Here is a 19981-nt window from a genome sequence, read left to right on the forward strand (position 1 = left end):
CTATACGCCTGTTCGGGCCTGATGACGAGCGGTGCTCCGGGGAGGCGAACCGCGATAATGGGCCAGTGACCGACTTCCCCTCCCCCGAGCTCGCCGGCTGGCGCCACGTCTACTCCGGCAAGGTGCGCGACCTCTATCGCCCCCAGGGGCCCGGGGATGAGGCGGATGCCGGCGCCGAGCGCCTGCTCGTCGTCGCCAGCGATCGCGTGAGCGCCTTCGATTCCGTGCTCTCCCCCGGGATCCCGGGGAAAGGCGAGCTGCTGACGACCCTCAGCCTGTGGTGGTTCGACCTGCTCGACGGCGGTGACGGCGGCCGTCGCATCCCGAATCATCTCGTTGCCGATCACGAGCTCGTCGGCGACGATGCCGTGGAGATCATCCCGCCCAGCGTCGTGGCGCGCTCGATGTACGTGCGCAAGCTGGAGATGGAGCCCATCGAGTGCGTCGTGCGGGGCTACCTCACCGGCTCGGGCTGGGCGGAGTACCGAACAGACGGCACGGTCTGCGGCATCGCACTGCCGGCCGGCCTCGAGAACGGCGACCGCCTGCCCGAGCCCCTGTTCACCCCGGCCTACAAAGCGCCGCTCGGCGAGCACGACGAGAACATCTCGTTCGCCCGGACGGCCGAGCTGGTGGGCGAGGAGAGCGCCGCCGAGCTGCGCGACACCTCGCTCGAGATCTACGAGCGTGCGGCGCGGGTCGCCGAGGCGCACGGGCTGATCCTCGCCGACACGAAGTTCGAGTTCGGTCGCGACGAGCGCGGCACTCTGACCTTGGCCGACGAGGTGCTGACGAGCGATTCCTCGCGGTACTGGGATGCTGCCGCGTGGCGCGAGGGAGCGACGCCCGACGAGCGCATGGCGAGCTTCGACAAGCAGATCGTCCGCGACTGGCTCGCCGCGCACTGGGACAAGACGGGAGAGCCGCCCACCCTGCCCCCCGAGGTCGTCTCGCGTACCCGCGACCGCTACGCGGAACTGCTCGAGCGCCTCACCTCGTAGCCCTGCCCACTCCCCCCGTAAGGGGCCGCGGGTAGTCTCGGGAGATGGCCGCCGACATCTCCCTGCCCGCCGACGCCACCTCGACCGCCGCGCTCGCGGCCCGGGGTCTGCGCATGGCCACCGTCGACGCGAACGACGACGCGGCGGTGCGCGCGTGGGTCGAGGCCGACACGCGCGGCTTCCACGACAGCGCCCCGACCGAGGAATCGTTCGCCGAGCTGCGCCCCGATTTCGCCTCGCAGCGGACGATCGGCGTTTACGACGCCTCGCTCGCCGACCCCGAGGTGCCTATCGCCACCGTGACGGCGTGGCCGGCACCCGTCACCCTCCCCGGGGGCGAGATACCGGCGTGGGCGATCAGCGCCGTGACCGTGGCGCCCACCCATCGCCGCCGCGGCATCGCTCGCGCGATGCTCGAGGGCGAGCTGCGCACCGCCGCTGCGGCCGGCTTCCCCCTTGCGATCCTCACCGTGTCGGAGGCAACGATCTACGGCCGCTACGGATTCGGCCCCGTCACCTGGTCGAGCAGGTTCGAGATCGACGTGCGTCGTGCCGGATGGGTGGGCGCCCCCTCCCCCGGGCGGGTGCAGCTCGTCGGGCGCGACACCGCCATGGCCACCGCCCGTGCGGTCTTCGACGAGGCGCGCCGTTCGACGACGGGCGACGTCGGGGCGGTCGGTCGGCGGTTCGACCGGCTGTTCGGCATGCCCTCGGAGACCACCGAGCTGCGCAAGAAGCGCTACGTGCGCTACGACGACGAGACCGGCACCCCCCGGGGCCTCGCGGTCTACCACGTGCTCGAGGACGGTGACGACTGGTCGACCCAGGTCGCCCACGTCGACTACCTCGCCGTCACGACCGACGACGCGTACCGCGCGCTCTGGCACTACCTGCTCGAACTCGATCTCGTCGGCACCCTGAAGGCCTCGTTGCGCTCGACCGACGAACCGCTGCGGTGGCTCGTGAAGAACCCGCGCATGATCCGCACGACCGAGCTGCGCGAGCACCTCTGGGCGCGCGTGATCGACACCGCGGCCGCGCTCGAGGCGCGGACGTACGGCGCCCCCGGCCGACTTGCCCTGCGGGTGCACGACCCGCTCGGCTTCGCCGACGGCAGCTTCACGGTCGAGGCGGATGCTGCCGGCCACCCCACCGTCACGCTCGACGAGACAGACGACGCACCGCTGCTGGACGTGCCCGTCGACCTTCTGGCGTCGCTGGTGTTCGGGGGCGTCTCGGCGCTCACGCTCGTCGACGCCGGTCGCGTGCATGAACGCACGCCGGGTGACGCGGCGGCTGCCGATCGGATGCTGCGGGCCGAACGCGCTCCGGTGCTCACGACCTGGTTCTGAGCCGGCTCACGTGGAGTCGCGGACGATGAGGTCGACGGGCATCACGATCGAGTGCTCGGGGGCGCCCCCGGCCAACAGCTCCAGCAGCACCTCCGCCAGACGCTCGCCCTGAGCACTCGAAGGCTGGCGGACGGTGGTGAGGGTGGGCGAGGTCGTCGACGCCACAGCCGAGTCGTCGAAGCCGACGACCGCGACGTCGCCGGGGACGGCCAATCCCGCCTCGCGGAGCACCTGCAGTGCCCCGCGCGCCATGAGGTCGCTGGCGACGAAGAGGGCATCGGGCGTGCCGGCGGCGAGGATCCTCCGGGTGGCGAGCGCTCCACCCGCTTCGGTGAAATCACCGTCTTCCACCGCGACCGCCTCCAGTCCCGCCTCGGCGAGCGCGGCGGTGAACCCTTCGAGCCGGTCGAGCGCGGAACGCATGGAGGCGGGCCCGGTGATGGTCGCCACGCGCCGCCGGCCGCGACCGAGCAGGTGCTCGGCCGCGATGCGCCCGCCTGCCACGTTGTCGCTGTCGACCACGTGATCGCTCTCGCGCACGCGCACCCGGCGACCGCCGTAGACCACCGGGATCGCGCCGGAGATGCGGTCGATGAACGTGTCGTTGTCGTGGTGGGACACGATGATCGCGCCGTCCACGCTGCCGCTGCGAAGGAATCCGGTGGTCTTGTCGCCGGGATCGCCGTTGGCGAGGATCACGTTGAGGATGTAATCGGTGCGGGCGAGGCGGCTCTGGATGCCGGAGACCACCGAAGCGATGAACGGGTCACCGAAGAACCGTGCGGTGTCTTCGGGCACGACCAGTGCGATCGCCTGCGTGTGCCGGCTCGCCAGCGAACGCGCAGCCCGATTGGGCACGTAGTTCAGGTCGTCGATCGCCCGTCGCACCGATTCACGGGCCACCTCCGACACCGCGGGTGAGCCGTTGACGACGCGGGAAACGGTCGATCGCGACACTCCCGCCCGCTCGGCGACCTCTTCGATGGTCGAGGCACCGTGCGGTGTCACGCTCACCACCATGCCATTTCCTCCCAGCACCGACGGGGGCGCTACGACGAGGTGCCGGTGGTGCTCTCGAGCGCGCGCTCCGCGATGATGCGACTGTACTGGAGCGCCGAATCCTTGGGCGCCCGCTCCTGGGTGTCGTAATCCACGCGCACGATCCCGAACCGCTTCTCGTAGCCCCACGCCCACTCGAAGTTGTCCAGCAGCGACCAGTAGAAGTAGCCGCCGACGTCGATCCCGTCGTCGATCGCGTCGAGGATCGCGGCGAGGTGCTCGCGCACGAAAACGACGCGATCCTGATCGTGCACGCGCGTCACCCCGTCTTCGGAGACGGGCTGGTCGTCGTACGCGGCGCCGTTCTCGGTGATGAACAGCGACACGGCGCGCTCCGAGGTGTACTCGTCGTGCACCCGGCGCAACAGGCGGGTCAGACCCTCGGGCTGCACCTCCCAGTTCATGGGCGTGCGGGGCAGTCCGCGGTCGTGCCAGTAGATGTCGTCGATCGAGGGGAAGGGCGAGCTGATGACGCGATCGGTGGGCGCGTCGCCGGCTCCCGGAGGATCGACCGGCGGCGTGCCGCCGACGTATTCGCCGTGGTAGTAGTTGACGCCGAGCGTGTCGATCGGGGTCGAGATGACCTCCAGGTCGCCCGGGCGGATGGCCGCCTCCAGGCGGGCGACAGCGTCGGGGTCGACGCGACGGAAGTCCTCGACGATGTCGGCCGGATACGCGCCGCGGAACACCGGGTCGAGGAACCACCGGTTGAACTGCCCGTCGATGCGCCGGGCGGCGTCCGCGTCGGCCGGATCGTTCGGATTCACCGGATCGGCCACCGTCAGGTTCAGCGTGAGGCCGAGGTTGAGCGAGGAGTCCCGCGCCCGCAGCTCGTTCACGACCTGACCGTGACTCAGCAGGAGGTGGTGGGATGCCAGCATCCCCTCGCCCGCCGACTGGTGTCCTGGCGCGTGGATCCCCGCCGTGTAGCTGAGGAACGACGAGCACCACGGCTCGTTGAGGGTCGTCCAGACTCCGACGCGGTCGCCGAGGGCGTCGTGCACGTCGAGGGCGTACTCGGTGAACTTCTCGACGTTGTCGCGGTTGGTCCAGCCGCCGTTCTCCTGCAGGGCCTGCGGCATGTCCCAGTGGTACAGGGTCAGCCACGGCTTGATGTCGGCGGCGAGCAGTTCGTCGACGAGGCGCTCGTAGAAGTCGATGCCCTTCGGGTTCAGCGCACCGCCGTCGGGGCGTACGCGCGACCAGGAGGTGGAGAAGCGGTAGGTCTGGAGTCCGAGACGCTTCATCAGCGCCACGTCGTCGCGGTAGCGGTGGTAGTGGTCGCACGCGACGTCGCCGTTGTCCCCGTTGATGACCGCACCCGGCACCCGGCAGAACGCGTCCCAGATCGAATCGCGTCGACCGTCCTCGTGCGCTGCGCCTTCGATCTGGAAGGCTGCCGTCGCCGCACCGAAGAGGAAGTCGGCGGGGAAAGGACGCGTCGGGGTCGAAGCGGTGACATCGAGCAGGGTCATGGAGCGGATTCCCATCGTTCGGGGAGAAGGGGCAGAAATGGTCATCCTTTGACCGCCCCAGCCATGATCCCACTGATCAGTTGCTTGCCTGCGACGACGAACAGCACCAGCAGGGGCAGGGTCGCCATCACGGCTCCGGTCAGCACGATCGAGTAGTCGATGTAGTAGCCGGACTGCAGCTGGCTCAGGGCCGTCTGCAGGGTCGGATTCTGCGGGCTGAGCACGATCAGCGGCCAGAGGTAGTCGGTCCAGGCCGTCATGAAGGTGAACAGCCCCAGGATCGCCATGGCGGGGCGAGCGGCGGGGATGCCGACCGTCAGGAAGGTGCGGAACTGGCTGGCGCCGTCCATGCGCGCGGCCTCGATGAGTTCGTCGGGGATGACGTCGACGAGGTACTGCCGCATGAAGAACACCCCGAACGCGGTGACCAGGGTCGGCACGATGACCGCGCCGATCGTGCCGGTCCAGCCCAGTTCGCGCATCACCATGAACAGCGGGATGATGCCGAGCTGCGTGGGGATCGCCATCGTGGCGATGACGAAGATCATCAGGCCGTCACGACCGCGGAAGCGGAGCTTCGCGAACGCGTAACCGGCGAGCGTGGCGAAGGACACCACGGAGACGGTGATGATCGCGGAGATGAGCACCGAGTTGCCCAGGGCGAGCCAGAACGGGATCGTGTCGAGCACCTTCGCCGCGTTGGCGAGGAAGTTGCCGCCGGGCACCAGCGGCACGGTTTCACTGCGCGTGGCGTTCGTGCCGCTGGCGATGACGAACGACCACCACAGCGGGTAGACGCTGCCGATGACGAAGGCGGCCAGCAGGCCGTAGGTCAAGAAGCCCGGCCGGCTGCCGATGCCGGCGGTGCCGGTCTCGCGGGGCCGGCGGCGGCGGCTCGAGCGGGGCGGATCGGGGTCGACGGAGTCGATCTGAACCGCGGGGAGCGGTTCGGGGATGCTGATGGTCATGAGTCGCCTCCACGGCTGAGAATGCGCGCCCTGGCGCGGCGGGCGCGGGCGTCGCGCCGGGAATCGGATGCGGAGATCCGCCGCGCGATGAGGAAGTTCACCAGACCGAATCCGACGATCAGGAGGAACAGGAGCCAGGCCACCGCCGAGGCCTCACCGAGGTTGCGGCGGAAGAAGGCCAGCTCCCAGAGGAAGAGCACCGTCGTCTGGAACTGGCGGTCGCTACCGCCGATCCCTCCGGCGGTCGAGACGTCGAACAAGCGCGGCTCGGCGAAGATCTGCAGACCGCCGATCGTGGCCGTGATGATGACGAAGATGAGGGTGGGGCGGATGGTGGGGATCGTGATCGAGAAGAACCGGCGCACGGGACCGGCGCCGTCGATCGCGGCGGATTCGTAGAGGTCTCGGGGCACGGACTGCATCGCGGCCAGCAGGATGAGGGCGTTGTACCCGGTCCAGCGGAAGTTGACCATCGTGGCGATCGCGAGATGGCTCAGGAAGCCGTCCTGCTTCCAGGCCTGATCGGTGATGCCGACGACGTTCAGCAGGTTGTTCGCGAGACCGTCGGCGTCGCTGAAGATGCTCGAGAAGATGAGGGCGGTCGCGACGGGGGTGACCACGAAGGGCACCAGCACGCTCATCCGCCAGAAGGTGGGGGCGCGGAGCCCCCGATCGAGGAGGTAGGCCACGACGAGGGCGATGGCCAACTGCGGGATCGCCGAGAGCAGGAAGATGCTGACGGTGTTCGAGACGGAGTTCCAGAACATCCCGTCGCCGAGGATCTCGATGAAGTTGCCGAGGCCGACGAACTCGCCCTGGCCCTTGAGGAGGTCCCACTCGTAGAGCGAGACGACGAGCGTGTAGACGAGGGGGAAGAGGCCGACGAGGCCGAACAGGAGGAAGAAGGGCGCTACGTACGCGTAGGGCGATCCCTTGTAGTCGGCGCGGGAGAGCCGCATGCGCCAGGCCGACCGCACCGGCGCGATGGGCCGCTTCGGTGTGCGCGGGGTGGGTGCGCTGGTGCGCGGGGGCAGGGTCGCAGTCATGGGGAGAGTCCTCTCGCCGGGCGAGGGCCGGGGCGTCTGAACGAGCACGCCCCGGCCGTCGCGTCGGATCAGCCGACCAGTTCGTTCAGCAGGCCGAGCGCCTTGTCCCAGGCGCCTTGCGTGTCGATCTCGCCGAGGTCGAGCGACTTGAGCGCCGGACCGAAGACGTTCTCCTGGATCACCGAGTCGTCGGGGCCCTTGAACTGGGCGACGACTCCCTTTGCGCGCTCCGCGAGGATCGCGCCGGTGGGGGCGTCGCTGAAGAACTCGTTCGGCGTCGCCTCGGAGGCGAGCGTCTCTTGAGCTGCGACGGTGCTGGGGAAGTTGTTCGCCGCGGCGGACTGCTTCACCTGCTGGTCGGGCTGGGTGAGCCAGTCGGCCAGTTTGGCCGCGGCTTCCTTGTGCTCGGAGTCCTCCGAGACGGCGAGGAAAGCGCCGCCCCAGTTGGCGGGGCCTCCGGGGAAGGCGTCAGCGAAGTCCCAACCGTTGTCGGGCCCGCCGCCGGCGCCCTCGATGGCGCCCTGCATCGTTCCCAGCATCCAACCGGGGCACACGAAGGTCGCGAAGGTGCCGTCGAGGAACGACTTGCCCTTGTTCCAGTCCCACGCGGTCTGGGCGGCGGACAGGCCGTCTTCGGTGGCCGCACCCAGCAGCTCGAAGCGATCCTGCAGCTCCGCGTTGCCCTCGACGTTCAGTTCGCCGTCGCTGGTGTAGTAGCCCTCGTCGAGCTGGTTGACCATCGCGTTCCACACGAAGCCGGAGTGGTCGTAGAAGGCCTTGCCCGTCGCCTCGTGGTACTGCCGGCCCACGTCGAAGAAGTTCTCCCAGTCACCCTCGAAGAGGGCGGCGACCTCGTCGCGGTCGGTCGGCAGCCCCGCCGCCTCGAACGCCGGCTTGTTGTAGCAGAGACCCTCGGGGCCGATGTCGGTGCCGTATCCGATCACGCGCCCGTCGGGGTCGGTGCCCTGGGCGTACTTCCAGTCGACCCAGTCGTCCTTGCGGTCTTCGATGCCGTAGTCGCGGAGGTCGGCGAACTGGTCGGAGACCTCCATGATCGCGCCGAGCCATCCCTCCTCGAGGGCGACGACATCGGAGAGGCCGGAGCCGGCGGCGATCTTGGTGAAGGCATCGGTTCGGGCGTTGCCACCGGTGTCGATGTTGTTCGCTTCGATGGTGACGCCCGGGTTGAGCTCTTCGTACTCGGTGTAGAGATCTTCGTAACCGAAGGTGCCGAAGGTCGTCACCGTCAGGGTGACGTCTCCGCCCGATTCCTCCGAGCTGGGTGCCCCGCCGCCGGCGCAGCCGGCGAGGACGAGGGCGGTGGTGGACAGGGCCGCTGCTGTGAAGGCGGCGCGGCGCCGTGCAGGTGATTTCACAGGTCACTCCTTTGTGTGTTCGTGTCTTCGATGACCGGAACAGGTCTGAGCAAGCGATCCGTGGGAGCGCTCTCATTGCTCGGCACCACCGTATGGGATCGCTCCCACGGCGTCAAGGGAGCGCTCCCATTTCGTCGATCCGTCGCCCGCGTCGGGCCGAGGGGGCTGGCCGTAGGATGGAACGAGCCCCTCTCCCCGCGACAATCGGAGCGAAAATGCCCACCATCGTCGTCGACGTCATGCCCAAGGCCGAATTGCTCGACCCCCAGGGGAAGGCCGTTGCCGGAGCCCTGTCCCGTCGGGGCGAGCAGCGCTTCTCGAGCGTGCGCATCGGCAAGCGCTTCGAACTCACGGTCGACGGGCCCGTCGATGAGGCGACCCTCGCCGTGGCGCGTGAGATCGCCGACGACATCCTGTCCAACTCCGTCATCGAGGACGTCGTGGGCATCGAGGTCGTGGAGTGAGCGTACGCATCGGCGTCATCACCTTCCCGGGCTCGCTCGACGATCGAGACGCGCAGCGCGCGATCCGCATCTCGGGTGCGGAGCCGGTGGCCCTCTGGCACGGCGATCACGATCTGCAGGGGGTGGATGCCCTCGTTCTCCCGGGCGGCTTCAGCTACGGGGACTATCTGCGCGCGGGAGCCATCGCCGCGCTCGCGCCGATCATGAGCGAGGTCAAGGATGCTGCGGGCCGGGGCATGCCGGTGCTCGGTATCTGCAACGGCTTCCAGATGCTGGTCGAGGCGCACCTGCTTCCCGGCGGGTTGATCCGCAACGCCTCCCAGCAGTTCATCCGCCGCGACCAGCGGCTGCGGGTGGAGAACGCCTCGACGGCGTGGACGAGCGACTTCGCGGAGGGCGAGGAGATCGTCATCCCGCTCAAGAACGCCGACGGCGGCTACATCGCCGACGCCGAGACCCTGGCGCGGGTGAACGGTGAGGGACTCGTGGCGCTTCGCTACCTCGGCGTGAATCCGAACGGGTCGCTCGACGACATCGCCGGGATCACCAACGCGCGCGGCAACATCGTCGGCCTGATGCCGCACCCCGAGCACGCGGTCGAGCCCGGGTTCGGCCCCTCGACCCCCCTCGCGATGAAGTCCGGCGTCGACGGGATCGGCTTCTTCGCCTCGGCGATCGCCGCGGTCGTCGCCACCGCGGCCTGATCGCCCGCATCCGATCGCCCTTTCGCAGTGAGATGGTGAGCGACGCGGTGAGCGACGAGACCCCTCACGACTTCGCCGAGCGGCGCACGCTGGACGGCAGGCTGATCGAACGTCTGCGGCGGCCACCCCTCGCTGTGGCCCTCGGTCTGCAGCCGCACCCCGAAGGCGGGTGGTACCGGCGGACGTGGGCATCGCCGCAGACGGTCCCGTTCGACGGCGATCGCTCGACGCGGCCGGCCGCGACCCTGATTCTCTTCCTCCTGCCCGCGGGCGAAGCTTCGGGGTGGCACCGCGTCGCCTCGAGCGAGATCTGGATCTGGAACGGACTCGGCTCGGTCGCGCTGCAGTACGGAGGCGACGGGGAGAGCCCCGAAGACACCGAGGTGCTGACGCTGGGCGATCCACGGGAAGGGATGACGGTGCAAGCGGTCGTGCCGCCGAACGTGTGGCAGCGCACGCTCCCCGCCGGCCACGACGGACTGGTCAGCTGTCTGGTCTCACCGGGGTTCGACTTCGCGGACTTCACGATGCCCGACGTCGACGGGCGCAGCGGCGATCACCGATAGGCGCGGTGGTAGCGGGGCTCGATCGCGGCGTCGCCCGTGAGAGCGCGCTCGGCCCGTCGCGCCCAGTGCGGATCGCGGAGCATCTCCCGGCCGAGCAGCACGAGGTCGGCTGCGCCCTCCCTCACGATCGACTCGGCGTGGTGCGGGTCCTCGATCAACCCGACGGCCGCCGTCTTGACGCCCGCCGCGCGCACCCGCGCTGAGCCGGGCACCTGATAGCCGGGGCTCGGTTCGTACTCGGCGCCGTCGACGAGCCCACCGGAGGAGCAATCGACGAGATCGACGCCGGCCGCCGCGAGGTGGACGGCGAGCCGGGCGGAGTCCTCGGCGGTCAGGCCGCCCGGTGCCACGTCGTCGGCGGAGATGCGGACGATGAGCGGCATCGAGGACGGCATGGCTGCCCGTACCGCCGCCACGGTTTCCCGCAGGAACGCTTCGCGGTCTCGTCCCCAAGCGTCCTCGCGGGCGTTGGTGACGGGAGAGAGGAACTCGTGCAGCAGGTACCCGTGGGCGGCATGCAGCTCGATCGCGTCGAAGCCGGCCGCCACCGCGCGCCCGGCTGCTTCCGAGAACGCGCTCACGATCTGCGCCACCTCATCTCCGTCGGCTCGCCGCGGCGGCGCGTACCGACCGAACGGCGTCCCCGACGTGCCGACGGTGACCCAGCCGCCGCGCTCGGGCGGAACGGAGCCGCGATCCGAGGGGGCATCAGTGGGAAGCCCCGCGTACTTGCCGCCCTTTCGTCCGGCGTGGGCGAGTTGCACCGCGATCGCTCCCCCGGCGCGGTGCACGGCGTCGGTCACGCGGCGCCACGCGCCGACGTGCTCGTCCGACCAGATCCCGGCGTCCTGCGGGGTGACGCGGCCCTCGGGGGTCACCGCGGTCGCTTCGGTGATGATGAGACCCGCGCCGCCCAGAGCGAATTGGCCGTAGTGCACCACGTGCCAGTCCGATACCCGGCCTGATTCGTCGGGCACGGCGTACATGCACATCGGCGAGACGCCCACGCGGTTGCGCAGCCGCAGTTCGCGCAGCACGAGGGGCTGGAAGAGGGCGGGGCCGGATGCTTCGGACGAGGTCATGGTCGGATCTCCTTCTTGCGGCCGCGGAACAACGCGAAGAGCGACAGGACGAGCAGCACGCCGCCGATGGCGGCGATCGTGCCGCCGAGCTCGCGGATACCGCCGAGCGGCTGGTCGGTGCCGAGCTGGTGAGCCACGACGACGGCGGCGAGGGCCGCGCCGACGTACTGGGCGGTGCGGTAGATCCCGCTCGACGCTCCAGCGGCGTCGGAGGGTACCGCGCGGTGCAGCAGCAGCTGATTGCCGAGGTTGTTGAAGCCGTTGGGAAGGCCCAGCAGGGCGCAGAGCACCGCGAGCCACCACAGCGGCATGTCGCGCGAGGCCGTGACGGCGAGCAATCCCCCGGCGGCCACCATGGCCGACGTCCCCACGATCAGCAACACGCGCGGGTTCGTCCGGCGCCCGATCCGGGTGGCCGCGATCGTCGAGATCGCCCCCACCCCGAACACGGGCAGCATCAGCAGGCCGGTGGTGCCGGGGTCGAGACCCCGGGTCGCCTCGAGCCATTGCGGCAGGCCGTAGAAGATGCCGTAGAACGAGACGAACGTGGCCACCGCACGCGCGCAGGTCAGACCGAACTGTGGATGGGTCACCATCAAGCGCACGTCGACGAACGGGGTCGCTGCCCGCAGCTCGCGCCAGACGAACAGCCCGACGACCGGTACCAGCGCGATGAAGTAGATCCATTGCGGGCTCGACCCTTCCCACGAGAGCAGGCCGAGCATCAGCAGGAGGAGGGAACCGACGAGCAGCAGCATCCCGATCGGGTCGAGCGAGCCGAGGACCGCGCGCACCGGCATGCGCTCGCGACGGGTGTCGCGGGGAACGAACGCCAGCACGAGCACGGCGGACACCGCCACCACGGGCAGATTGACCCAGAAGATGCCCTGCCATCCCCACAGCAGCACCATGAATCCCCCGACGGTGGGGCCGAGGGCGGCCGTCGTCTGCCCGCACAGCGCGATGACCCCGATCGCCCGGGTCGCGTTCTCGCCCCGGCGTTCGGCCTGGGTGCGGATCACGGCCATCGCAGCGGGGAATTGCGCGGCAGCGCCCAGCCCGAGGAGCACCCGGTCGAGGATCATCGCCTCGGGCGTCGTCACGAACGGACCCGCGACGGAGGCCACAAGGATGATGGCGAGCCCGACCAGGTAGATGCGTCGCGCACCGAACAGGTCGGCGAGCCGGCCCGCCGTGGGCGATCCCACCGCAGCGGCGATGTACAGGCAGCTGACGATCCAGGCGATCGATCCCTCGTCGCCGAAGTATTCCGCCATCGGAATGAGCGCGACGGCGATCATCGCCGAGTTCAGTCCGAGCAGCAGAGTGCCGCTGCCGAGAGACCAGGGGATGCGAGCGGGAAGGGGCCGCGGCTCCCCCGCTGCGGCCGCACGTCTCTCGTCGACGTCGCGGGTCATGACCGCCCCCGGATGCGGGGGGCGGTGAGATGGGCAGTCACAGGGCAGCGACCTCGCCCGGGGTCACGAGGCGCACATCGGGGTGGGCCACCAGCATGCGCACGGTGCGCTCCGCGACGTCGGCGAAGGCTGCTTGACCCGAGACCCAGCCGAACCAACTCAGACCGAGGTGGCGGGGTCCGACGATCGCGGCGTCGGCCACCAGCTGGTCAACCGTCGCGGCGAGCACTTCCTCGTAGTCCGAGAAGGGTTGGCCCCGCGAGTAGAGGGCGAACATGTCCTCGGTCTCGAGGGGGTGCGCCACGGCGGTGAGTCCCGACGAGCGTCCCGTCAGGGCGACCGGGCGCTCGTCGATGGGCCAATCGCCGAGCCACCGGAAGCCCGATTCCCGCAGCAACGCGGTCGTCCGAGAGGTCGACGCCCGCTCCGGACTGAACCAGCCCGTGCTCTCGCGAGCTGTGTAGTGCGCGACCGCATCCCGCGACCGCGTGATGTAGGAACGTTCGGTCGATTCGTCCATGGCCTGCGAGAGGATGCTGTTCGCGGCCTGCCCGCGCACGACGATCTCTTGGGCGCGCTCGGCGACGCCACGGGCCAAGCCGGGAACCGTGCGCGCTCCCGACTCGTCGAGCGCGACGGCGACCGGAACGCCCGAGCGTTCCGCGATCGCGAGCAACCGCCAGATGCCGACCGTGAGCCCGAAGTCCCATTGCGATAGCCGAGCGACCTGCCCGTGGCGCGGCTCGGAGGTGTCTCGGCCCACACCGCCCTGCATCGACATCGGCGTCACGGACCCCGCGGGTGGAACGTCCTGGTAGCTCGGGGCGTGCAGCAGCACGCTGACGGTGAGCTTCGCACCGCCCGCTCCCGCCCACGGCTCTCGGTGCGTGTCGTACGCGTGCGCCAGGTCGGGCGCGAACACCACGGCTTCGGCCGGATGAGGGATGAGGGTCATCGCGCGGCCTCTCGCTGGACGTCGTGGGCGTGCTCGGCCTCGAGCTCATCGGCGTACGCCACCTGCTCGGCGAAGTGATGCTCGAGGTAATGGTCGGTGATCTCCCCCGCCGTTGTGCACCAGATGCGCTCGTCCGCGCGAACCCGCGCGAAGATCTCCCGGTAGAACTGGTGAAACCACGGTTGGCCCGCGAGGAAGGGATGCGTCGCGAAGCAGACGACGCGGGCCTGCCCGTCGTCGTCGGCGTCTCGCAGCAGTCGGTCGATCTGCGCCAGTGCGAGTGCGACGAACTCGCGTCCGGAGTAGGCCCGCGCGTGCAGCATGGGGACGTCGTTCAGCATGAAGCTGTACGGGATGGACACGAGCGGCTTGCCCGAGGCCGTACGCAACGGCCGGGGCTGCTCGTCGTGGATCCAATCGGCGAAGTACTGCATCCCGTGCTCGGCCATGAGATCTGCGGTGTTGTCCGTGCCGGAGATCTTCGGACCCAGCATCCCCTTGATGCGCCTGCCGCCGTAATAGGTCTCGCTCAATCGCTGGGACAGCGCGTAGAAGGCGTCCTCCTCGGCGTACGGCATGTCGTAAAGCGGACGGAGGTTCGAGATGCCGTGGCTCATGACCTCCCAGTCGCGCGAGAACATGGCCTCGCGCACCTCGGGCTGTTCTTCGAGCAGAGACAGGCTCAACGAGACCGTGGAGGGCATCTCGAACTCGTCGACGACGCGCAGCATGCGCCACAGTCCGACACGATTGCCGGCATCGCGGTGGGCGTAGTGCTGCATGTCGGGGAAGGCCACCCGGCCCTGCGGGCCGACTCCCGTCGGGGCGATGTAGTCGTAGTGCTCGACGTTCGGCGCATGCCAGAACGCGAGGGTCTTCCCGTTGGGCCAGGTGACCTGAGGGCGCGTCGTGAGTGGGGCGTAGTACAGGCGCCGGTTGTTGGAGATCGTCACGAGGCGGCAGCCTCGCGACTCTCCGCGAGCGCGGCGAAGCGCTGCAGCATCCACTCCTTCGACACCACGTCGCCGAAGCGATCCTGCATGTCCCAGAGCGAGACTTCGCCCGACAGCGTGCGGAAGTCGTCGCAGCACTCCTCGACGATGCTGATCCGGTAGTTGCGGTAAGCGGCGTCGACGACGGTCGCGCGGACGCACCCGCTCGTGGAGGTGCCCGTCATGACGACCTCGTCGACGCCGAGCTGCTGCAGCAGTTCGTCGAGGCGCGTGTTGTAGAAGCCGGATGCGACGGTCTTCTCCACGATGTGATCGGTGGGCGCCGCCGGCACGGCCGAACTGATCGCGGTCCACGGGTTACCGCGTTCGCACCGCTCGGTGAGGCTCGAGCGCACGCGTTGCGCCAGCATCCGATCGTCCAGGGAATCGAGGATCATGACGAGGTAGATCACCGGAACGCCGGCCGCCCGCGCCGCCGCCAACAGCTCGTTCGTGTGCGCGAGAGTGACGGCGGTGCCGGGGCCGACCTTCTCGTGCTCGGTGAAGGCACGCTGGAAGTCGACCACCACGACCGCGGGGGTGCGGCCGGGGCCGACCTTCGTCCGCTCGGCGCGGAGGCGCCGGATCGTGTCGACCTCGTGGTTCCAGTCGATGGTGTCGGTCATCGCAGTGCTCCTTCCCGAAGCGGCGTCAGATGCGAGAGGGCGGTGGTCAGGGCCCCGGGGGCGGGGTCGTGCATCGCGGCGAGGGTGGCGCGGACGGCCGCGGCGTCGAGGCCGAGGGGCGAGAGCGCCTCGGAGAGCAGGGCGTCGATACGCTCGGGGGAGAACGGCGTGTCCACCGCGTCGCCCTGGGGATGGCTCACCGCGCTCGAGAAGACGCGTGCGTCCTCGACCATCACGCTGACCCGAGCGGGGCGCGAGGTAGGGGTTCGCGGAGCGAGGGCGACGGTGTCGTCGTGGACGTCGACGAGGCGGGCGAGCGCCGCGTGCTCCGCCGGTGCCGGCACCCGCGCCCGTTCTGCGCCGACGTCGCCGTAGAGCAGAGCGCTCGACACCGCGAACGGGACGGAGAAGTAGGCGCCGTGGCGACTCGTCCACTCCCGCGCGGGCAGCGCCGCCGCCGACGCCACGCCGTCTACACGCACGGAGCGGATGCTGTCGACGCCGATGCCGGCGGCATGCAACTGCGCGCGCACGCCGAGCGCCGCGTCGGCGGGACCGTGGGTGTACGCGCATGCTGAATGCTGTTTCAGGTAGCTCGAGGAGACGAGGCTCCCCTGGCCGAGACCGTCGACGAGCAGGTCGAGGTCGATGGCGCCGAAGACTCCGCCGAAGGTGCGGCCGATCCCGCCGGCACCGCTCGGCATTCCCGCGACGGCGTATCGCGCGGCTGCCAGGCCCGCCAGGGCGCCGGCACCCACCCACTGATCCCGCACAGCCGAACCGGAGTGCACCGCCGTCCACGACGTGGCGGGCGCCATCGCAGCGCCGGTGTCGATGGCCCGCGCGATGACCGCAGCATCGGCGCCGAGGAGCACCGCGCACCCTGCGGCCGCCCCGGCCGCTCCCAGCGGACCGTGCGTGTGCACCAGCGGGGAGAAGCTGGTCGCTCGCCCGACGCGCGCGGCGATCTCGTACGCGACGTAGAGCGCTTCCCACACCCGCGGTCCCGACAGCTTCCTCGACTCGGCGAGCGCCAGCACGGCGAACACCGTCTGGGCGGCGGGGTGTCCCTTGCTGTAGCGGTTTCCTTCGTCGCGTTCGGTCGCGACGGAGGCGACGCTGTTGAGCCACACCGCCGCCTCGACGCTGACTCCGCGACCGGTGCCGATGAGGGTCGCGGGACCGCCGTCGGGAGTCCAGACGGCGCGGAGCTCCGCCTGTTCGGGCAGGCTCGCCGCACCCGCGGTGACGGCGAGGAGATTGGCGACCGCACGCTCGAGTGCCGAACGGGCCTCCTCTCCGGCCTCGGCGAGCGGCGAGCCCGCGGCCCAGGTTCCCAGCTCTGCCAGGGCTTCGGACGGCGTGATCCGCGGCGGTGCGATGGTCACGTCAGTACCCGAGGTACGCCGCGCGTACCCGCTCGTCGTTCGCCAGACCGGTCGCCTCGCCTTCGAGGGCCACGACCCCCGACTCGAGGACGTAGGCGCGGTCGGCGAGTTGCAGCACCTGCTGGGCATTCTGCTCGACGATCAGCACACTCACCCCGCGCTCGCGGATCGCGTGCACCGCGTGGAAGACGTCCCACGTGAGCTTGGGCGACAGGCCCGTGGACGGCTCGTCGAGCATGAGCAGGCGCGGGGCGCCCATGAGAGCACGCGCGATGGCGAGCATCTGCTGCTGCCCGCCCGACATCGTCTCGGCCAGCTGCTGACGGCGTTCGCGCAGGATCGGGAACAGGTCGAGGATTTCGTCCTCGGTGAAGCCGCGGCGCTCGCCGCGTCCCCACGCGCCCATGCGGAGGTTGTCCTGCACCGACAGCGACCCGAACAGGGCTCGGTTCTCGGGGACGAGCATCAGGCCACGGCGTGCCGCGGTATGGCTGCGACCGTGGGCAACCGGTGCCCCCTCGAAACGCACCGAACCGCCGAACTGCTTCACCTCGCCGACGATCGTCTTCAGGGTCGTGGACTTGCCGGCCCCGTTCGCACCGACGATCGCGACGACTTCTCCCTCCCCCACGGTGAGCGAGAGTCCGTGGATGATCTCCAGGCCGTGGTAGCCCGAGCGCAGGTCATCGACTTCAAGCAGCATTTCCGTACTCCTTCCCGAGGTAGGCCTCGACGACCCGCGGATCCGACAGCACCTCGTCGACACTGCCCCGGGCGAGTACGGCGCCCTGGTCCATCATCACGACGCGGTCGCTCAGCTGGCGGACGGCCGCCATGATGTGCTCGATGAAGAGCATGCTCATGCCCTCGTTGGTGCGAAGCTCGCCCAGCAGTTCGAGCACAGGCGCCCGCTCGGAGGGCACGAGCCCTGCCAGCACCTCATCGAGCAGCAGGATGCGGGGACGCATCGCCAGGGCTCGCGTGAGCTCGAGCCGTTTCTGGACCGCTGTGGGGAGCGAGCCGGACACCATCGCGGCCCAGTCGGTCAGACCGGTGCGCTCGATGAGTTCACCCGCCTCCCGCCGCGCCGCGCGCTCGGGTCGCACGCCGCGACTCTGAACGGCGATGGTCACGTTCTCCCACGCCGTCATCGAGTGGAAGGGGCGCATGAGCTGGAAGGTTCGCACCATGCCGCTCGCGGCGAGAGTGTGCATGGCAGCGCCCGTGATGTCGCGCCCGTCGAGCTCGACGGTGCCGGCGTCGGGGGGGAACGCGCCCGTGATGCAGTTGAACAGCGTGGTCTTACCGGCACCGTTGGCGCCGATGATGCCGACGATCTCCCCCTCGTCGACCGAGATGTCCACGTCGTGGAGCGCCTTGAGTCCGCGGAAGGACTTGCCGAGACCCTGGATGTCGAGGAGGCTCACTTCTTCACCGCCCAGTGCTTGATGGTTCCGTAGATCCCGCGCGGCAGCAGCAGCACGCACGCGATCAGGATGATCGCGTAGATCAGGATGTCCAGCCCGCCGTGGCCCTGGATGAACGAAAGCCATTCCGGGGGGTGACGCAGGAACGCCGCGACGAGGTCGGACAGCGGTGCCACCACCACCGCCCCGACCAGCGGCCCCCAGACGGTCGCCACGCCGCCGACGACGGCGGTGATGATCGCGTTGTTCGACACGTTCGCCCCGAAGGCCAGCTCGGGGTCGATGAACATGTAGTACTGCAGGTACAGCGTGCCGGCCGCAGCGGTGATCGCCGCCGAGATCGCCACCGTGGTGAGCTTGTAGCGGAGGACGTTCACGCCGATGGCGGCCGCGGCGAGGTCATCGTCGCGTGCCGCCTGCGTGAAGCGGCCGGTGCGGGACTGGAGGAAGAGGATCACGACCGCGAGGGCGGCGACCAGCATCCCGATGCCGATCCAGAAGTAGTACGGCGAACCGGCCGGGAACTGGAACATGCCCCAGTCGTCCCCGCGCAGCACCGGGAGGGTGAAGCCCACGGTGCCGTTCAGCGCGTCGTTGCCGACGACGAAGAGACGCAGCATTTCGGCGAACGCGAAGGTGGACAGCGCGTAGTAGGCACCGGTGAGCTTGTAGCGCAGCGCGAGGTAGCTGATTCCGACCCCGGCGGCCGCGGCCACGATCATCCCCGCGACGAGCCCGATCCACGGGCTGATGCCGAAGTCGACGAGCAGGATGGCCGTGACGTAGGAGCCGATGCCGAAGTACGCGGCGTGACCGAAGCTGAACATGCCGCCGAAACCGCTCATCATGTTCCAGCCGATGCCCATGATGGCGAAGATCACGACGCGCATGGCGATGGCCATCTCGGCCGGGGGAAGGATGAACGGCACGGCGATACCGATCAGCGCGACGACACCCAGCGTGGCGAACTGCCAGCGCGTGGTGGGTCGCGGCGTCCGCAACACGGTCGTGCTCGATGCGGGCGCCCTGCGGGCGGTGGTCGATGCGGTCGCGGTCATGATGCCCTCCCGAAGATGCCGCGGGGCTTTGCGAAGAGCACCACGAGGAATACGACGAAAACGGCGAGCAACGGCGACTGGCCGGGGAAGATGAGGCCACCCAGCTGCTCGGTGAGTCCGACGATGAGACCGCCGACGAGCGCGCCCGGGATGTTGCCCATGCCGCCGAGTACGACGACGACGAACGCGGTGAGGTTGAAAACCGAACCGGCCGTCGGCTCGATGGTGGTGAAGGGTGCGACCAGCGTGCCCGCCGCCCCCGCCGCCGCCGAGCCGAGCCCGAAGGTGAGCACGTAGATGAGGCGGATGTCGATGCCGACGAGGCGCGCGCCCTCGGGGTTTGCGGCCACCGACCGCACGGCGGTGCCCACCGGGGTCTTCTGCAGCACGGCCCAGAGGACGGCCACCAGGACGAGTGCACCGATGAAGGCGTAGATGCGGCTGAGGTCGACGGTCGCCCCGAGGATCGGTACCCCCACGTTGCCCGGCAACTGCACCGACTGCGGATTGGGACCGAAGACGAGGAGCAGGATGTTCTCGATCGCCAGCGCGAGTCCGATCGTGACGAGCAGCTGGGTGTGCACCGGCGCCTTCATGATCGGGTTGAGCAGGGCGGCCTGGGTCGCCGCGCCGACCAGGAACATCACCGGCACGGTGATGAGGAGGGTGAGGTAGGGGTGCATCCCCGTCGCGCTCACCAGGGCGAAGGTGAGGTACATCGCGAGGGCCACCATCGCGCCGTTGGCGAAGTTGATGATGTGCAGCACCCCGTAGACCAGGGTGAGTCCCATGGCGACCAGGCTGTAGATCCCGCCGGTGAGAAGGCCGGTCACCAGCGCTTGCGACAGCACCGCGGGGCTTCCCGAGATGATGCCGGCGGCCACGGTCGCTGCCGCGAGGATCACGGCGGTGACCGCGATCGTGCGCAGGGACGGGCCGTTGTAGACGCGGCGGGGGCGAGGCAGGATGCCTGTGCTCGCCGTGGTCGGATCGACCTGGGTCGTCATGGGACTCACTCCTCGCG

Annotated in this window: 20 protein-coding genes; 5 read left to right on the forward strand and 15 right to left on the reverse strand. The window is 69.6% G+C overall.

Annotated features, from left to right (window positions below; genetic code table 11):
- The first annotated feature begins 65 nt into the window (after positions 1–65).
- On the forward strand, positions 66–1001 hold the full coding sequence (locus tag ACFXP5_RS09190; protein ID WP_394544397.1) for a phosphoribosylaminoimidazolesuccinocarboxamide synthase: 936 nt from the start codon (positions 66–68) through the stop codon (positions 999–1001).
- Positions 1002–1045: 44 nt separating this feature from the next.
- Positions 1046–2353, forward strand: coding sequence for a GNAT family N-acetyltransferase (locus ACFXP5_RS09195; protein ID WP_394544398.1), 1308 nt, complete (start codon positions 1046–1048; stop codon positions 2351–2353).
- A 6-nt stretch (positions 2354–2359) separates the two neighbouring features.
- Here ACFXP5_RS09195 and ACFXP5_RS09200 read toward each other — a convergent pair whose 3' ends face one another.
- The 5 genes from ACFXP5_RS09200 to ACFXP5_RS09220 all read right to left on the reverse strand — a co-directional run bounded on the left by ACFXP5_RS09200 (position 2360) and on the right by ACFXP5_RS09220 (position 8277).
- Positions 2360–3373 (reverse strand): LacI family DNA-binding transcriptional regulator, encoded by a 1014-nt coding sequence (locus ACFXP5_RS09200; RefSeq protein WP_394544399.1) that lies wholly within the window; start codon positions 3371–3373, stop codon positions 2360–2362.
- Between the two features lie 29 nt (positions 3374–3402).
- Positions 3403–4887, reverse strand: a complete 1485-nt coding sequence (locus ACFXP5_RS09205) for a glycoside hydrolase family 1 protein (protein ID WP_394544400.1) — start codon at positions 4885–4887, stop codon at positions 3403–3405.
- Between the two features lie 41 nt (positions 4888–4928).
- Positions 4929–5855 (reverse strand): carbohydrate ABC transporter permease, encoded by a 927-nt coding sequence (locus ACFXP5_RS09210; protein ID WP_394544401.1) that lies wholly within the window; start codon positions 5853–5855, stop codon positions 4929–4931.
- Positions 5852–6901 (reverse strand): carbohydrate ABC transporter permease, encoded by a 1050-nt coding sequence (locus tag ACFXP5_RS09215; RefSeq protein ID WP_394527889.1) that lies wholly within the window; start codon positions 6899–6901, stop codon positions 5852–5854. Before ACFXP5_RS09215 ends, ACFXP5_RS09210 begins: the two co-directional genes overlap by 4 nt.
- Positions 6902–6969: 68 nt before the next feature.
- Positions 6970–8277, reverse strand: coding sequence for an ABC transporter substrate-binding protein (locus ACFXP5_RS09220; RefSeq protein ID WP_394544402.1), 1308 nt, complete (start codon positions 8275–8277; stop codon positions 6970–6972).
- A gap of 215 nt (positions 8278–8492) precedes the next feature.
- On the opposite strand from ACFXP5_RS09220, the gene ACFXP5_RS09225 reads away from it, so the two are divergent.
- The 3 genes from ACFXP5_RS09225 to ACFXP5_RS09235 are packed head-to-tail and all read left to right on the forward strand — an operon-like array spanning position 8493 to position 10011.
- Positions 8493–8741 carry a phosphoribosylformylglycinamidine synthase subunit PurS gene (locus ACFXP5_RS09225; RefSeq protein WP_394544403.1) on the forward strand — a complete coding sequence of 83 codons (249 nt, stop codon included), beginning with the start codon at positions 8493–8495 and terminating at the stop codon, positions 8739–8741.
- Positions 8738–9445, forward strand: a complete 708-nt coding sequence (purQ, locus tag ACFXP5_RS09230; RefSeq protein ID WP_394527892.1) for a phosphoribosylformylglycinamidine synthase subunit PurQ — start codon at positions 8738–8740, stop codon at positions 9443–9445. Before ACFXP5_RS09225 ends, purQ begins: the two co-directional genes overlap by 4 nt.
- A gap of 35 nt (positions 9446–9480) precedes the next feature.
- Positions 9481–10011 carry a cupin domain-containing protein gene (locus ACFXP5_RS09235; RefSeq protein ID WP_394544404.1) on the forward strand — a complete coding sequence of 177 codons (531 nt, stop codon included), beginning with the start codon at positions 9481–9483 and terminating at the stop codon, positions 10009–10011.
- Here ACFXP5_RS09235 and ACFXP5_RS09240 read toward each other — a convergent pair.
- The 10 genes from ACFXP5_RS09240 to ACFXP5_RS09285 are packed head-to-tail and all read right to left on the reverse strand — an operon-like array spanning position 10002 to position 19964.
- A complete protein-coding gene (locus ACFXP5_RS09240) occupies positions 10002–11093 on the reverse strand; it encodes an NADH:flavin oxidoreductase/NADH oxidase (RefSeq protein ID WP_394527894.1) in 1092 nt (363 codons plus the stop codon). The genes ACFXP5_RS09235 and ACFXP5_RS09240 overlap by 10 nt on opposite strands.
- Entirely contained in the window at positions 11090–12511 is a 1422-nt protein-coding gene (locus ACFXP5_RS09245; protein WP_394544405.1) for an MFS transporter, read from the reverse strand. The genes ACFXP5_RS09240 and ACFXP5_RS09245 overlap by 4 nt, the downstream gene beginning before the upstream one ends.
- A 37-nt stretch (positions 12512–12548) precedes the next feature.
- Entirely contained in the window at positions 12549–13466 is a 918-nt protein-coding gene (locus tag ACFXP5_RS09250) for a polysaccharide deacetylase family protein (protein ID WP_394544406.1), read from the reverse strand.
- Positions 13463–14419 (reverse strand): polysaccharide deacetylase family protein, encoded by a 957-nt coding sequence (locus ACFXP5_RS09255; protein WP_394544407.1) that lies wholly within the window; start codon positions 14417–14419, stop codon positions 13463–13465. The genes ACFXP5_RS09250 and ACFXP5_RS09255 overlap by 4 nt, the downstream gene beginning before the upstream one ends.
- On the reverse strand, positions 14416–15084 hold the full coding sequence (locus ACFXP5_RS09260) for a cysteine hydrolase family protein (RefSeq protein ID WP_394527898.1): 669 nt from the start codon (positions 15082–15084) through the stop codon (positions 14416–14418). The genes ACFXP5_RS09255 and ACFXP5_RS09260 overlap by 4 nt, the downstream gene beginning before the upstream one ends.
- Positions 15081–16472, reverse strand: coding sequence for an MmgE/PrpD family protein (locus ACFXP5_RS09265; RefSeq protein ID WP_394544408.1), 1392 nt, complete (start codon positions 16470–16472; stop codon positions 15081–15083). The genes ACFXP5_RS09260 and ACFXP5_RS09265 overlap by 4 nt, the downstream gene beginning before the upstream one ends.
- Before the next feature lies 1 nt (position 16473).
- Positions 16474–17175, reverse strand: a complete 702-nt coding sequence (locus ACFXP5_RS09270; RefSeq protein WP_394544409.1) for an ABC transporter ATP-binding protein — start codon at positions 17173–17175, stop codon at positions 16474–16476.
- Positions 17165–17899, reverse strand: a complete 735-nt coding sequence (locus ACFXP5_RS09275) for an ABC transporter ATP-binding protein (RefSeq protein ID WP_394544410.1) — start codon at positions 17897–17899, stop codon at positions 17165–17167. Before ACFXP5_RS09275 ends, ACFXP5_RS09270 begins: the two co-directional genes overlap by 11 nt.
- A complete protein-coding gene (locus ACFXP5_RS09280; RefSeq protein ID WP_394544411.1) occupies positions 17896–18957 on the reverse strand; it encodes a branched-chain amino acid ABC transporter permease in 1062 nt (353 codons plus the stop codon). The genes ACFXP5_RS09275 and ACFXP5_RS09280 overlap by 4 nt, the downstream gene beginning before the upstream one ends.
- A complete protein-coding gene (locus tag ACFXP5_RS09285; RefSeq protein ID WP_394527903.1) occupies positions 18954–19964 on the reverse strand; it encodes a branched-chain amino acid ABC transporter permease in 1011 nt (336 codons plus the stop codon). Before ACFXP5_RS09285 ends, ACFXP5_RS09280 begins: the two co-directional genes overlap by 4 nt.
- Positions 19965–19981: the final 17 nt, after the last annotated feature.

Source organism: Microbacterium hanjuni, from assembly GCF_043556395.1.
In the GTDB taxonomy this organism is placed as follows: Bacteria; Actinomycetota; Actinomycetes; order Actinomycetales; family Microbacteriaceae; genus Microbacterium.